The organism is Chitinimonas arctica, assembly GCF_007431345.1.
In the GTDB taxonomy this organism is placed as follows: Bacteria; Pseudomonadota; Gammaproteobacteria; order Burkholderiales; family Chitinimonadaceae; genus Chitinimonas; species Chitinimonas arctica.
In genome coordinates this window covers 399,386-421,421 of sequence record NZ_CP041730.1, presented here as the reverse complement: position 1 = coordinate 421,421, position 22,036 = coordinate 399,386, and the positions used below count along the sequence as shown (strand labels likewise).

Annotated in this window: 18 protein-coding genes; 12 read left to right on the top strand and 6 right to left on the bottom strand. The window is 57.6% G+C overall.

What is annotated here, in order from left to right; translation table 11 throughout:
• Positions 1–182 precede the first annotated feature (182 nt).
• The 7 genes from FNU76_RS01905 to FNU76_RS01875 all read left to right on the top strand — a co-directional run bounded on the left by FNU76_RS01905 (position 183) and on the right by FNU76_RS01875 (position 10,633).
• Positions 183–1,919 carry an ABC transporter substrate-binding protein gene (locus FNU76_RS01905; RefSeq protein ID WP_179958311.1) on the top strand — a complete coding sequence of 579 codons (1,737 nt, stop codon included), beginning with the start codon at positions 183–185 and terminating at the stop codon, positions 1,917–1,919.
• A gap of 36 nt (positions 1,920–1,955) precedes the next feature.
• Entirely contained in the window at positions 1,956–3,947 is a 1,992-nt protein-coding gene (locus FNU76_RS01900; protein WP_143856130.1) for a M3 family metallopeptidase, read from the top strand.
• Complete coding sequence (locus FNU76_RS01895; protein ID WP_143856129.1) at positions 3,944–4,885, top strand: ABC transporter permease; 942 nt, start codon at positions 3,944–3,946, stop codon at positions 4,883–4,885. Before FNU76_RS01900 ends, FNU76_RS01895 begins: the two co-directional genes overlap by 4 nt.
• Positions 4,886–4,901: 16 nt before the next feature.
• The gene (locus tag FNU76_RS01890) at positions 4,902–5,930 is read left to right on the top strand and encodes an ABC transporter permease (RefSeq protein WP_143856128.1); all 1,029 of its coding nucleotides are present in this window, start codon (positions 4,902–4,904) and stop codon (positions 5,928–5,930) included.
• 16 nt (positions 5,931–5,946) lie between these two features.
• Positions 5,947–7,629: an ABC transporter ATP-binding protein gene (locus FNU76_RS01885; RefSeq protein ID WP_143856127.1), complete on the top strand. Its 1,683-nt coding sequence runs from the start codon at positions 5,947–5,949 to the stop codon at positions 7,627–7,629.
• Positions 7,630–7,891: 262 nt separating this feature from the next.
• Positions 7,892–9,742, top strand: a complete 1,851-nt coding sequence (locus FNU76_RS01880) for a hypothetical protein (protein ID WP_143856126.1) — start codon at positions 7,892–7,894, stop codon at positions 9,740–9,742.
• Positions 9,743–9,763: 21 nt separating this feature from the next.
• The gene (locus FNU76_RS01875) at positions 9,764–10,633 is read left to right on the top strand and encodes a hypothetical protein (protein ID WP_143856125.1); all 870 of its coding nucleotides are present in this window, start codon (positions 9,764–9,766) and stop codon (positions 10,631–10,633) included.
• A 109-nt stretch (positions 10,634–10,742) separates the two neighbouring features.
• Here FNU76_RS01875 and FNU76_RS01870 read toward each other — a convergent pair whose 3' ends face one another.
• Positions 10,743–11,285, bottom strand: a complete 543-nt coding sequence (locus tag FNU76_RS01870) for a phasin family protein (protein ID WP_143856124.1) — start codon at positions 11,283–11,285, stop codon at positions 10,743–10,745.
• Between the two features lie 184 nt (positions 11,286–11,469).
• Between FNU76_RS01870 and phaR the strand changes: the two genes are divergently transcribed.
• Positions 11,470–12,030, top strand: coding sequence for a polyhydroxyalkanoate synthesis repressor PhaR (gene phaR / locus FNU76_RS01865; RefSeq protein WP_179958310.1), 561 nt, complete (start codon positions 11,470–11,472; stop codon positions 12,028–12,030).
• A 105-nt stretch (positions 12,031–12,135) separates the two neighbouring features.
• Here the strand turns inward: phaR and FNU76_RS24295 are convergent, their stop codons facing one another.
• Complete coding sequence (locus FNU76_RS24295) at positions 12,136–12,441, bottom strand: hypothetical protein (RefSeq protein ID WP_223879190.1); 306 nt, start codon at positions 12,439–12,441, stop codon at positions 12,136–12,138.
• Entirely contained in the window at positions 12,438–12,803 is a 366-nt protein-coding gene (locus FNU76_RS24290; RefSeq protein WP_223879189.1) for a glycoside hydrolase domain-containing protein, read from the bottom strand. The genes FNU76_RS24295 and FNU76_RS24290 overlap by 4 nt, the downstream gene beginning before the upstream one ends.
• A 450-nt stretch (positions 12,804–13,253) precedes the next feature.
• On the opposite strand from FNU76_RS24290, the gene FNU76_RS01855 reads away from it, so the two are divergent.
• Positions 13,254–14,291: a hypothetical protein gene (locus tag FNU76_RS01855; protein WP_143856123.1), complete on the top strand. Its 1,038-nt coding sequence runs from the start codon at positions 13,254–13,256 to the stop codon at positions 14,289–14,291.
• Between the two features lie 42 nt (positions 14,292–14,333).
• Positions 14,334–15,251: a hypothetical protein gene (locus FNU76_RS01850; RefSeq protein ID WP_143856122.1), complete on the top strand. Its 918-nt coding sequence runs from the start codon at positions 14,334–14,336 to the stop codon at positions 15,249–15,251.
• 156 nt (positions 15,252–15,407) lie between these two features.
• Here the strand turns inward: FNU76_RS01850 and FNU76_RS01845 are convergent, their stop codons facing one another.
• On the bottom strand, positions 15,408–16,331 hold the full coding sequence (locus FNU76_RS01845; protein ID WP_143856121.1) for a hypothetical protein: 924 nt from the start codon (positions 16,329–16,331) through the stop codon (positions 15,408–15,410).
• A gap of 202 nt (positions 16,332–16,533) precedes the next feature.
• The gene (locus FNU76_RS01840) at positions 16,534–18,366 is read right to left on the bottom strand and encodes a M4 family metallopeptidase (RefSeq protein WP_143856120.1); all 1,833 of its coding nucleotides are present in this window, start codon (positions 18,364–18,366) and stop codon (positions 16,534–16,536) included.
• Between the two features lie 273 nt (positions 18,367–18,639).
• Between FNU76_RS01840 and FNU76_RS01835 the strand changes: the two genes are divergently transcribed.
• Both FNU76_RS01835 and FNU76_RS01825 read left to right on the top strand, forming a co-directional pair.
• Positions 18,640–19,284 carry a hypothetical protein gene (locus tag FNU76_RS01835; RefSeq protein ID WP_143856119.1) on the top strand — a complete coding sequence of 215 codons (645 nt, stop codon included), beginning with the start codon at positions 18,640–18,642 and terminating at the stop codon, positions 19,282–19,284.
• Between the two features lie 92 nt (positions 19,285–19,376).
• The gene (locus tag FNU76_RS01825; RefSeq protein ID WP_179958309.1) at positions 19,377–21,803 is read left to right on the top strand and encodes a hypothetical protein; all 2,427 of its coding nucleotides are present in this window, start codon (positions 19,377–19,379) and stop codon (positions 21,801–21,803) included.
• Here FNU76_RS01825 and FNU76_RS01820 read toward each other — a convergent pair.
• Positions 21,800–21,997: a hypothetical protein gene (locus tag FNU76_RS01820; RefSeq protein ID WP_143856116.1), complete on the bottom strand. Its 198-nt coding sequence runs from the start codon at positions 21,995–21,997 to the stop codon at positions 21,800–21,802. The two genes, FNU76_RS01825 and FNU76_RS01820, sit on opposite strands and share 4 nt — an antisense overlap.
• Positions 21,998–22,036 lie beyond the last annotated feature (39 nt).

The following is a 22,036-nucleotide window of genomic DNA, read 5'->3' as shown; positions in this document are numbered from 1 at the left end:
GTCCGGTTTTCGATGGCGTGACGATTCCGGTGTTGCCGTTAGGGCGATCCCCTCTGCGACACCATTCTTCCAGTTGCCGTTTTCCCAAAGCGAATCCCAAGATCATGAAACTTGCCATGTTCGCAGGCCTGACCTGTTGCATCGCTGGCCTTGCCCTACCCGCCAGTGCTCAATCGGCAGATATGAATAAAGTGTTGCGCTACTACTTCCGCGCGCCGGAAGCGGGTTTCGACCCGGCGAAATACACTGACCACTATTCCAATAATATCAACTACACCATCTTCGAGTCGCTGTACGACTACGACTACCTGGCCCGGCCCATGAAGCTGGTGCCCAAGGTTGCCGACGGTATGCCGCAGATGAGTCCGGATGGCATGCAATACACCATCCGCCTGAAGAAAGGCATCTACTTCTCCGACGATCCTGCCTTCGGCGGCAAGAAGCGCGAGCTGGTGGCCAGCGACTTCGTCTTCGCGCTGCAACGCGTGGTCGACCCCGCCAATCGCGGCGCGCCATGGGACTTTATCCTCAAGGGTAAATTGATCGGTCTGGACGAAAAGATCGCCGCTGCGCAGAAAAAAGGCGCCAAGTTCGATTACGACAAGCCATTCGAAGGCATCAAGGCGCTGGACCGCTACACGCTGCAATTCAATCTGAAACGACCCGACTTCCTGCTGCCGCAGATCCTGGCGATGCCGGCGGCCGGCGGCGTGGCGCGCGAAGTACTGGCCAAATACGGCGAAGAGTCCGATGCCCATCCGGTAGGCACCGGCGCCTACAAGCTGCGTACCTGGGAGCGGCGTACCCGCATCATCCTCGAAGCCAACCCCAATTATCGTGGCCACACTTATACGCCTGCGCCTGGTGCGGTGGGGGTGAACCCGGAATTGGCCGCGCAATTGTCGGGCAAGACCTTCCCACGCGTCGGCGTGATCGATATCCGTATCATCGAATCGCCGCAATCGGCGTGGCTGGCCTTCGATGACGGCGGCCTGGATATCATGGCCGAACTGGGCTCCAATTTCGCCAATATGGTCGCACCGGGCGGCCAGCTGGCGCCCAAGTACGCCAAGCATGGCTGGCGGTACTACCGTAGTTTGTCCACTTCCGTGCAGTGGAAGATGTTCAATATGGAAGATCCGGTGGTCGGCGGCTACAAGCCCGAGCAGGTGGCCTTGCGCCGTGCCTTCACGCTGGCCTTCAATTCCGCCTGGAACAACTGGGTGGTGCAGATGGGCCTGGTGGAACAGGCTCATTCGCCGGTCAGCCCCAATGTCATCGGCTATGATCCCAAGTTCCGCAATGCCTTCCTGAAGTTCGATCCGGCGCGCGGCAATGCGATGCTGGACGTCTTCGGCTACAAGGATTGCGACGGCGACGGCTATCGCGAATTGCCGGGCTGCAAACCGCTCGAAATCGCCTACCTGACCTCGACCGGCAAGGATACGCGCGACGACGAAGAGCATGTGCAAGCCACCTGGCGCCGCCTCAAGGTCAAGAGCGATGTGAAGAAGATGCAGTTCCCGGACCTGGTGAACGCACGCCAGAACGGCAAATACCAGATGGCCTATGGCGCCTGGAATGCCGACTACCCGGATGCCGAGAACTTTATGCAGCTGCTGTACGGCCCCAACTCCGGGCCGGCCAATGAATCGCGCTTCCGCAATGGCCAGTTCGATATGCTGTATGAACAGATCGCTTCGATGCCCGATTCCGAGACGCGCAACGACAAGCTGCGCCAGATGAGTCGTATCGTCGGGGCCTACGCGCCATGGATGTACGAATTCAACAAGCTCGATACCTTTGTTACCCAGCCCTGGGTAAATGGATATCTGCCGCACCCTGATAACTTCCCGCATTTCGCGAATTGGGATATCGACATGGACCAGCGCCTCAAAGTGCTCGGTACCCAACCTTAAGCCCCTGGCGTCGTAATAAGAATAGTGGAGACTGCTATGAAAAAGATCAGCATGCTGATTGCTTGCCTGTGGGCGCCTTTGGCGATCGCAGCCGAGCGCGGAGAGATCGTTCAACCGGCCGCGGCGGATGTGCCGCGCCTGTGCGACGAAGCGATGGCCAAGGTGAAAGGCACCGTGGCCAGCCTGGAGAAGCTGCCCCTGGCCGAAGCCTCGCCGGCAACCGTGCTCAAGCCCTGGAGCCATACCATGGGCGAACTGGTCGAGTTCTGGTGGGGAGGCGGCTTGCTGGCCAATACCCACCCGGACCAGCAAGTCCGGCAAGTCAATGAAGCGTGCGACCTGAAGATTTCCGCGCTGATGAATGGCGTAATGCAGAGCGAGGCGCTGTATCAGCGTTTCAAGGCGGTCAAGCCGGCCGACGCGATCGATGGCGAGACGATCAAAGGGCTGCTGACCGAATTCGAAGACAAAGGCGTGAACCTGCCCGCCAAGCAGCGCCAGGAAGCGGCCAAGCTGTTTGCCCGCCTGGATAAATTGCAGCAGGACTTCGCCCGCAATGTGCGCGAGAACAAGACCAAGCTGACCTTCACCGAAGCCCAGCTGAAAGGTGTGCCGGAAGCCTCCCTGAAGAGCTTCAAGCGCAACGGCAAAGGCGACTACCTGGTCGGCTTCGACTACCCGGAATACCTGCCGCTGATGGAAAACGCCGAGAACGAAGCGGTTCGGCGTGAAATGTATTACGGCTATCAACGCCGGGGCGGCGCCAAGAACCTGGCCATCCTGCAAGAGGTCAGCCAATTGCGTAAGCGCCTGGCCACCATGATGGGCTATCCCTCCTTTGCCGCCTGGGCCACCCGCAGCAATATGGTCGGCAAACCCGAGGTCGTGCTGGACTTCCTGGGCAAGGTCAAGGACCAGGTCGTCAGCGTGGAAAAGAAGGAACTGGCCGAGCTGGCCGCCGACAAGGCCGCCCATACCGGCCAGGCCGGCGTCAAATTCAATCGCTGGGACCTGGCCTTCTACGAGAGCCGCGTAAAGAAATCGCGCTACCAGTTGGACCAGGAGGCCGTGCGGGCGCAATTCCCCACCGAGCCCACCATCAACTGGATGATGGCCGTCACCAGCCGCCTGTACGGCGTCGAGTTCCGTCCCAATACCAAGCTGCCGGTATGGCATGAGGATGTAAAGGGCTACGACGTATTCGACAAGGCCAGCGGCGATTACCTGTCCAGTTTCTATATGGATCTGTTCCCGCGCGACGGCAAGTACAAGCATGCCGCCGCGTTCACCGTCAAGCAGGCCAGCCTGCTGAGCGGCAGCACCCCGGTGTCGTCGTTGGTGACCAATTTCAGCCGCAAGGGTTTTGACGAAGACGAACTGGAAACCCTGTTCCACGAGTTCGGCCATATCATGCACGGCGTGCTGAGCCGCACCCGCTACACCCTCAACGCCGGTACCAACACCAAGCGCGATTTCGTCGAAGCGCCATCGCAGATGTTCGAGGAATGGTCGCGCCACCCCGATACGCTCAAGCTGTGGAGCGAGGTCTGCGCTACGTGCAAGCCTATCGATATGGCCTTGATCGGCAAGATGAACGAAGCGCGCCAGTTCGGCCAGGGCAGCAAGTACGCCCGCCAATGGATGTATGCCGCCTATGACATGGCCTTGGCCGGCGCGGTGCCGCAGAACCCGCTCCGCCTCTGGGTCAAGATGGAAAGCGATTCGCCGCTGGGCCACCTGAAGGGTACCGAATTCCCTGGCGCATTCGGCCATATCGTCGGCGGGTACGCTGCCGGTTACTACGGCTATATGTGGTCCGAAGTGCTGGCGCTGGATATGCGCTCGGCCTTTGCCGGCGATTTCATGAACCCGGAAGTGGGGATGCGTTTCCGCAAGACCATCCTGGAAAACGGTTCGCAAATCCCGGAAATGGATCTGGTCCGCCGCTTCCTTGGCCGCGAACCCAGCTCCGAAGCCTTCTTCCAGGAGATCACCGGTCAACGCAAGCTGGTTGAGGGTGCCAAATGACCGCCTACCTGATTCGCCGCATATGGCAGATGATTCCCACCATGATTGGTGTGATGCTGCTGGTATTCGTCATCTTCAATGTATTCGGCGCCGACCCCAGCGTCGTGCTGGCCGGCAAGATCCCCAGCAAGGAAAAGATCGCCGCCATCCAGGAACAGCTGGGCCTGCTGGATCCATGGTGGATGCAGCTGCTGATCTTCGCCAAGCAGGTCGTTACCTTCGACTTCGGGCGTAGCTGGAGTACCAACGAGACCGTGTCGTCGCTGCTGATGGCACGCGCACCGGTTACCCTGACGGTGATGTTGCAGGTCTGGGTGCTGGACGCCCTGATCGCGGTCAGCCTCGCTTCGTGGGTGGCCTACCGCCGCGGCTCCCTGACCGACCGGGCCGTGGTCGCCATCTCCACCGCCGCCATGTCGATCAGCTTGCTGCTGTATGTCGTGATCGGCCAATACGTGTTCGGCCGCATGCTGGGCTGGTTCCCGGTCAGCGGCTGGGCCAGCGGCGACTTGTGGGCCAATATCACGCGTTACGCGCCGTTGCCGGTGTTCCTGATGCTGCTGGTGTCGGTTGCCCCCAGCCTGCGCCTGTACCGTTCCTTCGTGGTCGAGGAAACCAACCAGGACTACGTCCGCACCGCTCGCGCCAAGGGCGCGGGCGAGGGCCGGGTGATGGTGGTGCACGTGCTGCGCAACGCCGCGGTGCCTATCGTCACCAATCTGGGCATGCAATTGCCAGGCCTCCTGATCGGCTCCTTCCTGATCGAGAAGATCTTCTCGATCCCCGGCGTGGGCGGCGAGATCGTGGTGGCGGTATCCAATAACGACTTCCCGATCATCAAGGCCATTACCGTCTATACGGCCATGGCCACCATGATCGCCAACCTGCTGGTCGACGTCCTCTACAAGTGGCTCGATCCGCGCGTTGAATTCAAATAATCGAGGGAAGCAAAGCATGTCCAATCAAGCATCGCAAAGCTTTTGGCGGGCGGCGGGCAAACGCCTGTGGCGCGACAATCTGGCCAAGTTCTGTATTTTCGTCCTGCTGGTCTACTTCACCGTGGCCTTGTTGGCCAAGGTGGGCCTGGTCGCTTCCGAATGGAACAAGGGCGTGGGTGTGTCCTGGGCCAATCCGAGTTTCATGGCTGACACACCGAATCCATTCGGCAAGAACAGCCAGATGAAAGCGGACGACGAACCCATGGACGCCGCCAGCCTGGCGCTCGATCCCCTGGCATCGTATACCGGCAAGATCGACGAGGCTGCCAAGGCCTACCCGGCCGTGGTGGAGAATCGCGCCTGGTCGCTGCCCATCGGCGGCGACAAGTGGGGCCGCGACGTTCTGGACAAGGTCATCAAGGGAGGCGAGGTATCCATCACCGTGGGTGTCATGGCCGCGTTGCTGGCCGTCACCATCGGTACGGTGCTGGGCGCCATCAGTGGTTACTTCGGCCGGACCATCGGCGACATCCTGGAATGGTTCTACAACATCTTCACCGCCATGCCGTACTTTCTGCTGGTGCTTGCCATCGCCGGTGCGATGGGCACGAAGGGCATCAGCACCGTGATCATCGTGTTGGGATTGACCGGCTGGACCAGCGTCTACCGCCTGGTGCGGGCCGAGTACATCAAGCAGCGCAGCCGCGAATATGTACAGGCCGCCGATGCCATCGGCGCCAGCCAGAGCCGCATGATGTTTATCCATATCCTGCCGAATGTGTCGCACCTGGTCCTGGTGCAACTGTCGCAACTGGTGATCGACTTCATCAAGGCCGAGGTCGTGCTGTCCTTCCTGGGTTTCGGCGTGCCGCTGGATTCGATTTCCTGGGGCGTGATCATCAATGAAGTGATGGTCGAGTTGGTATTGGGCAAGTGGTGGCAGCTGGCTGCGGTCGCTGTCGTGATGTCCACCTTCGTGGTCTGTTTCGGGCTGTTCACCGATGTATTGCGTGACGCCTTCGACCCTAAAGCCAACCGCCGCTAGCGCGCCCCAAGGACCGATGATGAATCAGAAGAATCTGCTCGAAATCAAGAATCTGCGGGTGAGCTTCCGCATGGGCGAAGGCAAGCGTTTCGACGCGCTGAAGGGCGTCAACTACGTCGTGCCGGAAAACTCGACCGTTGCCCTGGTCGGCGAATCGGGCTCCGGTAAATCGGTGTCGGCCATGGCCATCATGGGCTTGTTGCCGGTCATCAATACCGAGTTCGGCGAAGATAGCCAGATCCTGTTCAACGGCGACAATCTGCTGGGTGAAACCATCAAGCAGCGCCGTGCGCGCTGCGGCCAGCAAATCTCGATGATCTTCCAGGATCCGATGACCTCGCTGAATCCGGTTTACCGGGTAGGCGAACAGATCGTCGAAGTGCTGATGCTGCACAAGGACATCACCAAGAAAGCCGCGCGGGTCCGCGCCATCGAGCTGCTGGGCGAAGTGGGCATCCCCGATCCGGAACGGCGCATCGATAGCTACCCCCATGAGCTATCGGGTGGCCAGCAGCAGCGCGTGATGATCGCCATCGCGATCGCTTGCGAACCCAAGCTGCTGATCGCCGACGAACCGACCACGGCCCTGGATGTGACGGTGCAGAACCAGATCATCGAGCTGCTGAAAAAGCTGCAGCGCACCCACGGCATGAGCATTCTGTTCATTACCCACGACCTGGAGCTGGTGCGCGAAATCGCCGACCACGTGGTGGTGATGCACAACGGCGTGATCAAGGAACAAGGTCCGTCCGAATCGCTGTTCCTCGCCCCGCAGGATCCCTACACCCGGGCTTTGCTGGCTTGCCGGCCGCGTATCGATTCGCGGCCGCTGCGCCTGCCGGTGGTGGAGGACTTCCTCAGCGGCCGCGACGCCGATCTGCCCAAGGGCGAGCGTCCCCGTGGCGTAAAGGCGGACGACCCCATCGTGCTGGAGGTGAAGAACCTCAGCAAGACCTACACCATGAAGCAAGGCCTGTTCGGCAAGCGCGAAGTGCATGCCGTCAAGGATGTCAGCTTCAAGCTGGCGCGCGGCAAGACGGTCGGTATCGTCGGCGAATCCGGTTCGGGCAAGACCACCCTGGGCAAGACCATCCTGCGCCTGCACTCCAACCAGGGGGGCGAGGTGATGTTCGAGGGCCGCGACCTGATGAGCTTGTCGGACAAGGATTATCTGCCCTACAAGAAGCGCCTGAATATCATCTTCCAGAATCCCTACGCCAGCTTGAACCCGCGTTTCACCGTCGGCGACATCCTGATGGAACCGATGCGCGTGCATGGCATTTTCAGCAACGACAAGGATCGCGCCGATCACGCGCGCGAGCTGCTCAAGCGGGTGTCGATGCCGGATGGCGCTTTCTTCAAGTACCCCCACGAATTTTCCGGCGGCCAGCGCCAGCGCATCAGCATCGCGCGCTGCCTGACCATGAAGCCGGAAATCATCGTCTGCGACGAATCGGTGTCGGCGCTGGACGTATCGGTGCAGGCCCAGGTGCTCAATCTGCTGCAGGATCTGCAGGATGAATTCAGCATGAGCTACCTGTTTATCTCGCACGATCTGAATGTGGTGAAGTACATCTCCGACGAAGTGTTGGTCATGCATCACGGCGAGATGGTGGAGTACGCCAATTCCGACGAGCTATATCGGGATCCCAAGCATCCGTATACGCAGAAGCTGTTGGCGGCCATTCCAGGCCGTTGACAGGACAAAACCAGGCCCAGCTGATTCCTCCCGGCAGGAATCCAAGACTGGGCACGGCAAAGTACTTACCCATACCCCTCGGCCGAGGGGTATTTTTATTTGCGCCCAGCATGGGCGCACGTCCACGCTTGCAAAGCACATTTTTTCAAAATGTGAAAACTTGAACAACTTTACGATAGCGGTCCACCTGGGCGGGCAACTAACAAGGATTTAGTAGCACATTTGAAGTTTATGGGATTCCCTTTTATTGAAGGAGTCTGACATGGGTAATTTAGCAATTGATCCCTCCGCCCCCCATGTAAACTGCAAGGAATATCCATCCCATAAAACAAAACAGACCATCAGTGGCGCATTTTTTGGCGCCTGGAGTGTTTTCTCGGCGGGTAGCGTTGCGTCAAAAATCGTTGCGCTGTTTGGTGCGCCGACCTTGCCCGACGTCGTCGAAGGCGCCAGCCTGCCGGGCGTAGGCTGTGCCTTCTCGCTGGTGGAGGTCGTTCTTGCCACCAAAGCCTTTGTCAATATCCTGAAGAGGCTGCTGCGAATCTGCAGCCAGAAAAAACAGCATGGCGCAGGGGCAGCACGTTTTGTCGCGCAAAACCCGGCGGCGCATGCCAAGCCGTCGGCTAGCGCCTTGCCTCCGGCCATTGAGCCTGCTACGCCGCCCTCCACACCCAAGCGACTTGAGCCGAAGCCCGCTTCGCCCTCAAGGGCGCCGGTGTTCGCCCTGAACGGTATCCGTACATTTGTGCAGCGCGAGCCAAGGCCGACCCCTCCAAAGGGGCTTGTCTCCCCTCCCGACACCCCGCTTGAGCCCAAACCGGCGCCGCTCTCTTACGCACAAAGGCAAAGACAAGCGGCGCCCAGCGAGTTTGACGATGCGAGAGCAGCGAGGGCCTGTAATGCCAACGACTATACTTGTTACGGCAACGCCATCGCCGAAGAGAAGCGCCTGAAGAAACAAGGGCTTTCCGTCTTTGCCGGGCTGTTCCGAGACAGCCCCCTGCAACTCGCCAGCGTAGGCGCGCGCGCCGCCGTGATCGCGACCGAGATCGGCAAACTTGCCGGCCGGGTGGTCCACGTTGCCGCCCCGGTTGCGTCGACCGTCGGCTCGATTTTCGGTATCGTCAGTAGCTTGTTTCATATTGGCCAGGGCGTCATTGATCGTCGTGATGCGAAAAAAGCGGAAGCCATCGCGACTCAGTTACGTAGACGGGTGGCGCCTTGCTTGGACCGGAAAAATTCGGCCGTGCCTAAAGCGTTACATTCTGAAAAAGATCGCCAAGAGGAACGGGCAACATCGTGTGCATCGCCTAGGTATGACGCCGCAATGGAACAGTTGCGAACCGATGCCCTTCCGGAATACCGCCATATATGCCGCGTCCTAGGTATCGTGCTCAAGCAGTTACTAGATAATCATGAGAAGGAAATCGTGGCGCAGAAGGCGCTGCAAACGCAAGCCGAGGCCCGCATTGGCGTGGGGGCGGCCGGCTTAGTGATATCCACCGTTAGTTTGGGACTGACCTTATCGGGCGTCGGTGCCGCCGTGGGCGTGCCGGTGTTGGCGGGCGTGGGGGGAGTGCTTTCCACTGCTTGGCTAATTCGCACCGCCATCCAAGCCTGGAATGGTAGTCATCATATTGATGAACATGATGCCTTGGTGGAGAAACAGATCGCCGCGCTGATGGCCTTGCTGGATCGGCCGGACGCCTTGGCAGCCTTGGAAACCGCCTTGTTGGACGAGGACCCCGATAATCCCAATATCTATTTCTCGCTCGCGCTATTGCTACTATATTCACGGGGGGGCAAACGAGAAACAACAGAAGCAACAAGTAAAGCGGAATTGGCACAGCGCACGATCGCTGATAATTCCAGCTTAGGTGGCAAGCTTTCGGCGTTAGGGCTGACGGCGAGACGAAAAATGGCTGGCCGGATATTGGAGATAGCCGGTATGCCGCATATCGAAAATGTCGCCTTGAAGGAGATGCTCGCGGTCAAAGACCAGGACAAATTCGGCGTGGCGATGGACAAAACGGGCAGTTATATTGCGGGCGACGCCGGACGGACTGCCTACGAACTGCCCCTTTCCGACAGCGTCCCGCTGCCAATCAATTAAGGGAGGGCAGATGGGATATACATGGAGTTGAAAATCATGCCAATAGGTGCGATTCCTTATGCCACTTACGATGCGAAAGCAGATAGTGTTCGCTATGCAGCACCTAGTGTGCTGAAAGACTTACCTAACCTTCGTGATTTTAAAGACCCGGCGAATCAAGTCAATCTACTGAAAGCCTTTGGTGGGACGTGGGCCGAGTTGGATCACTATCTCGGCGAGGCAAGACAGGCAGGCAAGACGGACCAGCAAATTCGATTGTTGTTGAGTCTGCTGCCCCTTTTATCCGACTGTCCAAGCGAATTACCAATTTATTCAACAAAGAAGCTAGTGGCGCTCGGTCTTTTCGATGAAGTTACATATAATGCGTGCGCACCTCAGCTGATCAATCTGCTTCTGCAAAAAGACGTGTTGCTGCATGCATTTACCCGGCCGGGTATGTTACGTAAGACATCGGATTTTGAGGCGTATTGGGTGACGTACTCCGCTAAATACTATCGCGAAGCCTTCGGCTGCAACGAAAAGGAATACAAAGAGGATCTAAAGTGGACAGAATTAGACAATGTGTTGGTAAAATTCGCGCAGCGTATCGGCAAGCAAGGCTTCCCCGAGTTACGCTTGGCTCATTTAAACGAAGCGAATATAGTCGCAAAATCGCTATTTGATGCGTCATCCGCGCCTCAGGGACAACGCCCATCAGATTATTTGCCCATTTCGCGCGAACATTATTCGGCTTTAATTGGCTACTCATTCGAACGATTTATGTCAGAAAGCGCCTTGCGTGCCGCCGATGTCGAGAAAACCCGGCCGTATGAGAAGAAATACATTACCGATGGGGCACTATACCAGCGCGCCTTTCCTGAAGATAAGAACTGGTGTTGCCGACTTCTATAACCGGCACGCCTTGCATCAACCTCCCTATCTGTAAAAGAAATGCGCCGACCTCATCGTCGGCGCATTTTTGTTTGTAGAGATGCATTTTCAGTGCGAAGGCAGGCTAGTCCTATGCCTTCTCGCGATTGACATTCTTGACCGCTTCCGCCGTGGCCGTCGAAGCTGCCTTCAAACTGGTATCGGCGAATTCCGCCACCTGGCGGGCGGCCTTGTTCAAACTGTCGAACGCTGCCTGGCCGGCCGCCACGCTGGATTTGAGCGAGGCGGACAGGATATCGCTACCCGCCGGCGTCGCCTTGCTTATCCGGTCGAAGTTGCTCATCAAGCTTTGCTGAAAGTTGCCCGACCTGATCTCGCTCAGTTGGGCCAGTTCGGCCTGGGTCTGCGCCGCCAGTTCATAGATGTTGCGCGACAGCCCCAGCATATTGCCCATGGCCTGCTCGGTCAGTTCGGCCCGCACCGCCATGGCCGATTGTGGATCCTTGACCTCGCTCAGGCGGGCGGCGGTCCTGGCGGAGTCCTCCAGCGCCTCTTTGGCGGCGCCCAGCTGAAGTTTGAGCAAACGCTCGGTACTGTCGATGCCGATGCGGGCGACCTTGAGGGCTAGCTCCATCTGTTGCTGGGCCAGGTCGGAATAGGGGGCTTGGGTCATGCTGTACTCCTCGTTCTATCGGTGTGGATGCTCGATGCGAAGGCTTAAGTTATAGTTATGCTGCTTCGCACAACTCTAGGCATTCTAGGAAGCGGGTTTTGCGCCGTCAAGACGATTTGCTGCATCGCAACAAGACTAACCTTTCCTCGCTAAGTCATTGATTCAGAAAATAACGGAGACAAACTTGGCCGATATTGAAAAACGCATCATCAAGAAATACCCAAATCGACGGCTGTATGACACGGCAACCAGCTGCTACATCACCCTTGAGGATGTAAAGCAGCTGGTACTCGAAAATGTCGAGATCACGGTGGAAGATGCCAAAACCCACGCGGATATCACCCGCAGCGTGCTGTTGCAGATCATTCTAGATGAGGAAAGCGGCGTTGCACCGATGTTCACCTACGACGTGCTGACCCAGATCATCCGCTTCTACGGTCACGCCATGCAAGGTCTGATGGGTAACTACCTGGAAAAGAATCTGCAGTTGTTCAGTCAGATGCAACAGCGTTTGCAGGACCAATCCAAGTCCATCATAGGCCAGGGCGACAACCCACTGGCGGGCAATGCCAATCTATGGGGCGATTTCATGAAGTTCCAGGCGCCGGCCATGCAGAACATGATGACCAGCTATCTGGAGCAAAGTACCAATATGTTCGTGGATATGCAGCAGCAACTGCAGGACAGAACCAAGACCATATGGACAGGCTTTGGTTTTCCCAGCGGAGGTAGCGACAAAAAGTAGTGCGGGGGTTTCAAGCACCCGCAAAAGGGAGCGTGGCTGTATCGGCACCGAGGGCGCCGATACAGCCACGCTCCGTAAGTCCGGGCGCGGCAGCCCCGCGCCGGACTAAGGCGAGCCTGGGTCCGCAGTCAGCGCGGTGCTGAGGTCCACCTCCAGGCTGCCGTTGCTGCCAAGATCTATCACACCGTTTTGCTGCAGTTGCCAGATTGTCGCCCCCGAATAGCCACAGCCGGCGGGGCTGGGATTGGGAAAAGTGTTGCCGCTGATGCCGTGCTGGGCCGTGGTGCTCACTTCGAACGCCCAAATGCGCGCCTGCGGAATGTGTTGCGCTACCACCTCCGCGAAGCCATGAGAGCAATAGACGCCGGCGCCGTAACCCGCGGCGGTCACAGCCGCGACCCAGGCATTCACGTAGTCCGTCTGGGGGCTTGGTAGGGTGCGCCGTTTTCCAAGTCCAGATAGACCCAGCGCCCGGGGCCGAAGCCATCTGTCTGTAAAAGCGCGGCAGCCTGGTTGCCATCTATCGTTCCCTGTGCGGCTGTCACCGTATGCGAGCCCGGCTGGCTACTCAGCTGCTGGCCTACATAAACGGGTGCAATGCCCCAGCCGGCAGCTTGTAGCGCTGCCCTTTGTCCCATCCAGCTGGTACCGGGATGGCTAGGTGCGGGCGCCAGATAGTAGCCGCACCAGACCAGGTTGGTGTTGGCCTTCAGCCAGGCCATTTTTTGCACGCCCGGGAAAGTTGATGTGTCGAAGCCGGCGAAATAAGCCATGGGTTTCCTCCAATCGTTTTATCGGTCTTGTCCCGTTTAGGGGGCTAGCTAGAGCTTAGGCAAGCCTCGCGTATTCGCCAAACCAGGGGCGAACCGTCCATCGGCATTCTCGGCGGCGCGGGAACTCGCGCCTATAACCCAATTTAGCCGGCCGACCCTCAGGAAAATATAATATCCACCCGGCGCGCAGGAGGAAATCATGGCCAAGCCATGCCCCATCCCTATGCCTTTTCGACGAAAGCTGCTCCGCCTCTCCCTGCGTCGCCGACGCACGGGTAGCTGAACAGCGTACCCATTCCGTCGCTATACGTTGAATACATGGCCGCGCTCGCTTGCGCGCGGTGCACCGCTTCGTCGTCGCGTCTGCTCGCCTTTATCAATAGCGGGGGACAAAGCGGCGGATTCCACATTGCCGGAATTGGCCGGCATGTGATCGCAAGGAGGAGCATCATGCATTTGATAAAAAAGCACGCGCCACGTGCCATTGCATCCGTACTGCTTGTTCTACCCGCCATATCGGTTGCCGCGGCCGAAACGGGCATTGCTATTGAAGCGGTTGATATCTATTCCTGCGGCGCCTTATCGAACGATATTCCCAACGTCGATAATTTTCGAAATCGCATGTTATCGATTGCCGGATATACCGCCAGTATTCGCTATGTAAATGGGCTGGTTTATCCCACCGATTTTCCCGATCCGCAAATTGTCGCCGGCAATGCCGACACCTCGAATTTCGACCGGCCGGGCGACGCCATCGCCTATTTCAGTGGCCACGGCACCTGTGACGACCAGACCAACACTGCGTGTACCACCACCGCCGGCTGCCCGGATATCGCCGGTACCCAGAAAAAATGCCTGCGTTTTACCGATAGCCCGCTGGCCGGCCGCTGCGTTTACTCCCGGCCACGGAATATCGTGGTGGACAGGACCGGAACCTCCTGCCAGTTGGTCAATTACTCCACCGGCGCCGTGCGCTGGGGTGAAGATGCCAGCTCGGGCGCCTGGGCAGGTGCAGGCACCAATGGCGGGATCAACCTTGCCGTCATCGACAATAGTTGCGGCATTACCCCTGACCTATATGTGCCGGAGATGCTGAATGCCTTTGCCGGGGTATCCAGCATCGCGTTGATCATGCCCACCCGGGTCGGCTCCGATACCGCCGACGTGGCCAATCGCGGCCGCGCATTCGCCGATCGCTACGTTGCAAATGTCAATTCGGCGGTAGGCCCATCCTGGACCGATGCCATCAACTCGGTTACCGGCGGCAGCGGCTGCGCCTTTGGTGGCGGCAATCACGGCGTGGTCGGTTGTGGCGCGCATATTATCGTTTCGGTGGAAATCAACCAGGCGCGGGCGGAATGGGCCAATCGAACCGAATCGTGGGTGCAATTACGAAACGAGGCGAATGACGGGATAGGCTGGGGCTGGATGTCCTGGCTATATACCTGCAATTACGATTGCAATAATCATCCCTTTATTCTGCCTTGAACCATCAGGATTGAATTGGCCCATTCATCTGGAGGAAGCATCATGAAATTAAATAGATTGCATACTGGCGTGTTGATCGCATTCGGCTTGCTGCAGGTCGGCGCCCTGGCGGCCGCCGAGCCTGACGCAGCGGCAAGCGAATCAGCCCTGGCGGCCGGCGAGGGCATTGCCTACGTACATAGCGTGGAAAAATCCCGCTTCGGCGCGAACGGCGCGCTCCGGCAGGACGTACAAGGCCCTTATCTACGTACCGTTGGCGACAAGGCGGTATTTATGCGGGACACCGTGACCGGCGCAACGCTGCTGGTGCCGAACGCCTATTCCGCCGGACCCAAGTCGGCCGCCTTGAGCGCAGCACTGCCGCAATATCTGACCGACAACCCGGAAAAGCACAGCATGGAAGTCAAAGCCTACTTGCTGGCAGCCGGGATTCCGGCCAAGGAGGTGAGCGCGACCCACGTGACCACCACCATGGCGGGCGGCGGGTCGGTGAAAGCGGGTATCCAGCCGCTTGAATCGAAGCTGTTGTGGTACACGACCCATCTGGAACGCTCATTGAGCGGTATCCCGGTGGAAGGGTCGTTTGCCTTTGCCGCGCTCGATAACCGAGGGCAGTCCATCAGCGAAGGAGTCTATTGGCCGGCAATCCCCGCCCAAGTGGTTCGCCAAGCCGTGGCACTGAAGCATAAACTGGCGACCGAAGACGGTTTGCGCCGGTTTCTCGGCCAGGCCAAGTCGCTCAAGCCGGATGTGGCGCGCGGCGAGGCGGGTGAAGTGAAGATTGTCCATACGGGGGCTGGGCACCATGGCGCTTTCGAAGCACGGGCGGTGTATTCGCTGATTGTCCGCAGCAATGCACTGGGCAAGGCCAGTATCGTGCGTCTCGACGATGCTGGCGTGCTCTTGGTAATGGGGGATGAGCTCACGCTGGTGGCGGCCAAGACCCCGCTCAAGCAATAGGGTGAAGCGCGAAACCGGTGCAGCCTGGGAGCCGGTTCGGTAGTTGCACCTAAGCCTTTGATTGGGTAATGAAAAACTCGCCGCCAAATTGCAACGCCCATGCTTGTTTTTCAACTGAATCAATTGCTTAGGTGCCTTGGTCGACGTAGGCAAATCTCAGGAGCGGTGGTCGAATGGTGGTTGAGCCGACTCGCTCCTGCGTGTTTTTTGGTATTGAGACTCCATTAAATATTGTTGCCTTGTGAAATGACCCTCAATGACCTCTTCCCGTTTTTCCCATACTCGGTTGAGAAAGCTTGTGGGATGTTGCTGTTGGAATGAATCTAAAGACTCGGGCCTGATTGCAGCCCACTCTTGAGGACTGGGCCTTTCCGATTCGATATTTTTTACCCTTAGATTGTCGGCGATGTCGTTCTTTAGATCTTCATCCAGTGCGACGATGATGGTTTTTAGTTCCACGAATTCCCGGCTTTCTATCGTGGCTAAATTATTGCTTACCCATGATTTTATCAAGGATGGATCGCTAAGTGTTTTTTCGTCGCAAACCGTTGCAATATAGGGCTGTTGGTGCCGTCCAGCTTTCCTTAATAATACCAGCCTGGGATTCTGCATCATCTCCCCGGTTATCATGTCGCAGCATAGGTCCGCTAGAGCTTCTTTTCCGCTCGTACTTAACGCACTCATATGCTTTTGATATTCGTCAATGAATTTGCTCAGCTTGATGTAGACAAAAGCAGGGTAATTATAAAAAGGCGCGTTGAGGGCGATGCCTTTGGGAGAGAAGTGCCTCCCTGAGTATGTCGATGCTTGGCCTTGTGTCAGGATGCTTACTATATTGCTTTCGTGTGTAAGGGCGTTGTAAATATGGAGATCGCGCGCAACTAATACTGGATTATCTCGCGAATGCTGCGAGGGTAGCGCGTCGAAAGCTTTTAGAAGTGGAGGCGGTAAATCCTTTCGATCAAGCGGTGCGACGGAGGCTGGTGTTGTTGAATGCGATTGCCGCACTGGTTTTCTGTTTGCTGGTATGATTGGATAGGGTTCTGCGCTAAGGGCTTGCTTTGTCGGTATGTTATCCATACATAATTCCTGTGATTGAATGCATTTCACTGCTTCTTGAAAATTTCGAGTAAATTCATCAACTGGGATTGTCAATTTACTGCAAAGAAATACGGATGCTTTCGAAGAAAGCAATTCACTATAAAAATCTGCTGATTCGAACGTTCAGACCTTCGCCAGGGCTCGTGGTAAGCGGGGCCGGCATAAAGTCGGCCCCGTTGTGCTAATTGTTGTAGTCAGGCAGCAGGGTTACGCCGCTGTAGGCCGAATAGCCACGCAACATGACAAAGTAAGTGCCTGTCTTGGCGACGGGTATGGTGACGGTCTCGTTGTTGCCGCTGCGATACGGGCGGAAATCCCAGCTGGAGGTGGTGGGACGGCTACCAAACTTGATATACAGATCGGCATCGCCGGTGCCTCCGGATAGTTTGAAAGTGAGGTTGCGCGCACCGGCCGGCACTGTCAGGAAGTTGTGCCACTCGGAATTGGCCGCGCCCTGCAGATTGCGTCTGGGCACGCCCTTGATCAGGAAGTCGTCCACGACGACGCAGGGCGTCAGGCCCACCGCATGGAAAGCGGTATAGACATCCTGTTGATTGTAACCCCGTGCTTGTGCCGCCCTCAGGACGTGGCAGGACCCCTCGGCGAAGTTGGTGTTTTGACTCCAATACAGCCGATTGGCGTCGGCCATCACTTCGAACGCTTTGCGGGTATTCCAGCCGGGCTTGGTCGCCAGCAGGTAGAACGCTTTGTTGAAGATGCCGCTGCTGTAATGAACGTCCATATTCTCGGTATAGCGCGAGATATGGTCGATGGATTGGCCGTCCTGCGGCGGATTGTTCATATAGCGGACCGCACCTTCGCCCCGCATGGCTTCGGCGCCGACCAGGAAGTCGTTGTGCCCTCGCACAAAGTACTCAGCCGCCTCACCCGCGATATCCGAAAAGGACTCGTTGATGGCGCCCGGCTGGCCTTGGTACTTGAGACCGGACACCTGTTCGGTAAAGCCGTGACTGATTTCATGCGCCGCGATGTCCAGGACGACAAAGGGATAGTAGCCGGAGTTGGCGGAACCATCGCCGAAGGACATGGCGGTACCATCCCAGAACGCACCGGCGAAATTATTGCTGTAATGCACCCGCATCACCAGGGGCTGGGCTAATGGTGCGACGTTCAGCCAGCTGCGATACATATTGATGATGGCCGTGCCGAAGAAGTGGGCATCGTTGACGACCGAATAGGCGCCGTTGGTTTCGCTGCCCTCGCTGCGTGGGCAGGCGAATTGGTAAGGTGTGCCGCCGCTGGTGCCGTTTTGCAGGTCTATGGTGCTTATCCCGCCGAAGTTCATGGTGCAATTGTCGCTCACCTGCAAAGGACCGTAGTTGGTACCGTACTCGTAGCGGCCGGTCTTGCCGTTGCCGCCCGGGCCGGTGGCGTCGCGATGCGTCAACCCTTCCCAGTGGGACAGTACCTCCCCGCTGTTGGCATCGATCAGGAAAAAAGGCCGGCTGGGCTGACGAGCGCCCTCGATCAGGAAGGAGACCTGGTAGACAAGCCGGGCACGGTTGCTGGCATCGAGCTTGATATACAGCTGCGTCTGCGCATTACGCAGTGGGCCGGTCCAGCCGGTTTTCAGCTTGGCCTGGGCGAGCGCCCAATCGGCCGGCAAGGCGGGTGTGACGCTAGGCAGGTCGGCCTCGATGCCGGTAATCATGGCGCCGCTGAGTGCCTGCATGGTCCCGCGCTGCTCTACGATGCTTTCCCCCCAGATAGGGACCCCGCGGTGGAGCTGCTGGTGCCGCACCGTCACATTGCCATTGGGTAGTTCCAGCCGGCGTACCGCTTGCAGATCCGCCGTCGCCAAACCCAGCCGCTGCGACAGGGCGGTGGCCGGCCCGCCGGCGTCCACGTCCAATTGCTTGCCACTGTGCGCCGCCGCCTGGTTTGGTACCTTGCCTGCCAATGGAATCCGTTCCGCCGCGTGGCTGGGCACGAGACCGGCTAGCAGTAGGGCGAGCATGAGGGGACGTTGCTGGTGGCACTTTTCTGTTTTCATATGTGCTTCCTTCCTCTTCGAATGAATGGCCGGCCGGAGAATGCCGGGCTCATCGTTATAGGTCAGAAAGGAAGCGGCTTGGGTACCGGATCCGCCTCCATCGCCACCATGGGATGACGACAGCCGGCCTCATCTCGCCTCCGGATAGTCGATACCCGCAGCAGCTTTCTGAAAGCCGCGCTTGCGCAGGAAATAGATCAATCAAGATCCTATTTCAATCCACCGGCGTTGGCAGGGTGTAATCAGCGGCGGGCCATAATTCAGGAGGTAAACGTGATCGATGTGCATCCAGGACCTAATTGCATAGACCCCTACGCTGTTTATACGTTTACGAACGAGAAGCATTTTTATGCGGCGTCGCAAAAGACGCTGGAGCAGATAAGTGATAATTTTGAGGTGGATGGGAGGACATATAGGGTGACCTGGCATCTGGTCGTGCCGTGTGCGGTAGGGGAGGTCGTGACCCAGGAAGATGATTTTTGTAGACTGGTAAAAAAATACAAGAACCTGGGCTCTGCGGAAATAGATTATTTCAATAAAATTAAATTTACCCGCGGAAAAATGTGTTTTGCCGTTGTGGAGCGTAATGCGGCGCCTGAAAGGAAACTCAGGAGAACAGAGTGCTGTATATGCCTGTGCGATTATTACCCCCTCGCGGAATTCTTTACCCATCGCTTGGCCCGTGGAACGTTGGAATCACGCGCAAGACACTTCGAACGCCATATAAACCGGATGTGCGCGCCAAAGGGAATTGAACGATTCCATAAATATGTCTTTATCAGGGGATTAGGGGACGTGAAATATGGCCACCACCATGAGGAGCTGTTGTCCGTGGCGAAGCGCACGATCCAGAACGGGCGATTCGACCAAGGGGAACGAAGTAGTTTTGTTGACTATAAAAACCGTGATTATTATTGATTTATCTGCTTGCCAGCCCCTTGCGGCAAGCCTGCACTGCAAGATGCTACTTCGAACTTCTGCCGTGGATCATCCTATTGAGAGGAGACGGTATGAAACTTTCGCCCATTACATTGCGCTATCAAGACTTGGCTGCGGTATGCAATCCAAGCAAGGTATCGGAAATATGGAATATAAAGAAAGGGGAGTTGCGGGAAGTACGGATCGAAGTGCAGGGGCAGGCAGCCTGCCACTTGCGGGATACCCGGAACAATCGTTTGGAAGTCGTGCAGCCGATCTCTGCCAGCGGCAAGGGTTCAAAGCACGCCGAGACAATTTTTGCGTACCTGACTGAAGTCCAAAAGCAGGCCTGCGCCTTCCGGCAACGCATTCGCCAAGGGTTGCCGCCCAAACGGGGGGTTCACTATTCAGTGACACCCATGCAGTGCTATTCGCAGATGCTGGAGGCAGAGATGGTGCTGGCGCAGTACGAGAGGGGCACAAGCCATTTGATCAAGTGGCTGACCAAGCTGAATTACCCTGGGGAGCTCACAAGTGCGATCAACATCCTGGAAGAAGTCGTCGGAAAATCCTTGCTGAAATACCGGGAGGTGAAGCACTGGCCATGTCCGGAAGATCGGGTGCCGTTTGAATTTCCCGGCGAAGCGGATTTGCTTGCACATCGTTCGGATATCTCTTTGCGCAGGGACAAGGCAAGGGTGGCCAGGGCCGAAGTGCTGGTTGCATTGGATACGGCCGGCTTGAATATCTGTCGTTGGCTGCGGGATGGGGGCAAGGTGTCGTTCCTGCTCGATGCCAATCAACCCGAGTCCTTTGAGGCACTGGCGTACATGGTTGATATGGTCCATACGACTTTTCATTCCCTTCGGATGGCTGCACAGAACCAGGTATTGCCAAGCCACTTCCCGGACCATCTGCATAGGCATTGGGACCGGCTAAGGTCTTTCCTTACTGATAGGTCGGAGCGATTGGCCGGCATGCTGGATAAGTACCAATTGCTTGAGAAGAACAGGTCCGACGAGCAGGGCGGCGCCTTCAATCCTGGCCGTCTGCCCGATGTCAGAGCCGACTGGCTGGAAGTCTTGTCCTGCCTCAAGCAATTGGAGGGCTACCTCGAACTGCAACATGCCTGCTTGCAACAGGAGCAGCCGGTCCGGCCGTCCTTGATTGCCATGATCAAATCATCCCGGCCGATGCAAACACAGCTGCATACCGAGCCGGGGCGTTCCAGTACGCACCAGCCACGCGCGTCAGCCGCCGATGCCCTACTCGAAGCCAGCTGCCGCGATATGTCCAGTCTGGCCAAGGACAGCCGCTTGCTGGACAGGATATGCAGCGCGGTGGCGGTAGGCGGTGCCGCAACCCTGAAACTGGGCGACTGCAGTTATCGGGTTGAGGCGCTGCCGGATGGGCGGAAACTCCGGGCGGTGCGCCAGGGTGGCGACAATGGCCGTATGCCGCTATTGCTTCGGGTAAAGGAATTTTTCCAACACAGGCTGGCCGACGGCAGCGTGAGCAGCCGTGCCGAGCGTATCGGCAAGTTGCTGCAATCCCAGCCACCCAGGGCGGAAGTGTTGGAAGTCGGGCAAACATTGCAGGGGATTAGTGCCTTGGCCAAGGCGTACGAATGCGCAATCAAAGTGCAACCCCATGCTGAGGGGGAACGCTCCGGGCAATCATTCACCAGTAGACTGGCCAAGTTGCAGGAACGCTATGCAGTATTGATATGCGATGCGAACGCAACGAACACGGCGGACCAGTTTCTGGTTGAAACGCACTTACTGAAAAACGAGTTGGCGGAAGCCCTGGAAGATCGCCTGCGCCATACCTACTGTGCACTGCCGATTGCCAACGCCTTGTACTACTCGGCTTTGGAGGGCGGCCAGATCGAGAGATCGATCCTGCACGGCGCGCTATATACCATTTACAGCGAACGGCGGAAATTCCTGCTGGAACAGCGCAGTCTTGTGGGTCACCCGCGAACCTATACGGCGCTATTCCTGGCAGCGCAACAAAGCGCATTGGACAAGCTGGAAACCGAATTGGCCAAACTGGACCGGCCAACAGCGGCGCAATTCGATGTGCGGAACGGCAGGCTCGATTCACAACAATGGGCGCGGGAGATTCAACCTCTGTTCAGAGCATTGGAAGGATTTATGCCGCTCGTCGATGAAGCCGAGCATGCCCGCTACATCGCCGACGTGGCGAGGGTCTTGGAGGGTGAAGCGGAACATCAGCAGAATGAAAGGAATAAGCATCCCGCCGGTAGCAAGCCCGGCGAGTCGGCAAAAATCCGGGAGGGTGGATTGGATTCCGCTTTGCTAAGCCTGGAAATGCTGAATCCTCATCATCCGGATTTCGAGGCCGAGGTCGAAGGGATCAGGCAGCGCCTGATACGCGAATATAAAGGCGCTGTCGGATCAAGCATTTCACTGCTGGGCGATAACGGCTGGACACCCGATGGTTTGGCGACCTATGCCCAGTATCGCGAGGCAGGCAAAGCGGTGCCGGGAGATTAATCTGCTTTCTCGTTATTCCTGCGCAGGTCACGGTAGTCGTGGCCCGGCTGGCGGAAGTCGCTGATCGGCAAGCGCATCGTCCCTGCCGGAAAAGCGTTCTCGAAGGTGCCGTCGAACAGCAGCGGCACCCGTTCCACCGGCTGCAGCGCCTGATCCAACTGCAGCAGCAGTTGTCCGATCAGGCTGCGCTCCATGCTGAGCCTTGTGCCGCCACGTCAGCTCGCCGTATTCGG

Excerpts from the sequence above, each read along its gene's own strand:
- FNU76_RS01900 (WP_143856130.1), top strand. The coding sequence starts at position 1,956 with ATGAAAAAGATCAGCATGCTGATTGCTTGCCTGTGGGCGCCTTTGGCG.
- FNU76_RS01880 (WP_143856126.1), top strand. The coding sequence starts at position 7,892 with ATGGGTAATTTAGCAATTGATCCCTCCGCCCCCCATGTAAACTGCAAG.
- FNU76_RS01825 (WP_179958309.1), top strand. The coding sequence starts at position 19,377 with ATGAAACTTTCGCCCATTACATTGCGCTATCAAGACTTGGCTGCGGTA.
- FNU76_RS01850 (WP_143856122.1), top strand. The coding sequence starts at position 14,334 with ATGAAATTAAATAGATTGCATACTGGCGTGTTGATCGCATTCGGCTTG.
- FNU76_RS01840 (WP_143856120.1), bottom strand. The coding sequence starts at position 18,366 with ATGAAAACAGAAAAGTGCCACCAGCAACGTCCCCTCATGCTCGCCCTA.
- FNU76_RS01820 (WP_143856116.1), bottom strand. The coding sequence starts at position 21,997 with ATGGAGCGCAGCCTGATCGGACAACTGCTGCTGCAGTTGGATCAGGCG.
- FNU76_RS01890 (WP_143856128.1), top strand. The coding sequence starts at position 4,902 with ATGTCCAATCAAGCATCGCAAAGCTTTTGGCGGGCGGCGGGCAAACGC.
- FNU76_RS01885 (WP_143856127.1), top strand. The coding sequence starts at position 5,947 with ATGATGAATCAGAAGAATCTGCTCGAAATCAAGAATCTGCGGGTGAGC.
- FNU76_RS01855 (WP_143856123.1), top strand. The coding sequence starts at position 13,254 with ATGCATTTGATAAAAAAGCACGCGCCACGTGCCATTGCATCCGTACTG.
- FNU76_RS01895 (WP_143856129.1), top strand. The coding sequence starts at position 3,944 with ATGACCGCCTACCTGATTCGCCGCATATGGCAGATGATTCCCACCATG.
- FNU76_RS01870 (WP_143856124.1), bottom strand. The coding sequence starts at position 11,285 with ATGACCCAAGCCCCCTATTCCGACCTGGCCCAGCAACAGATGGAGCTA.
- FNU76_RS01845 (WP_143856121.1), bottom strand. The coding sequence starts at position 16,331 with ATGGATAACATACCGACAAAGCAAGCCCTTAGCGCAGAACCCTATCCA.
- FNU76_RS01875 (WP_143856125.1), top strand. The coding sequence starts at position 9,764 with ATGGAGTTGAAAATCATGCCAATAGGTGCGATTCCTTATGCCACTTAC.
- FNU76_RS01905 (WP_179958311.1), top strand. The coding sequence starts at position 183 with ATGAATAAAGTGTTGCGCTACTACTTCCGCGCGCCGGAAGCGGGTTTC.
- FNU76_RS24290 (WP_223879189.1), bottom strand. The coding sequence starts at position 12,803 with ATGGCTTATTTCGCCGGCTTCGACACATCAACTTTCCCGGGCGTGCAA.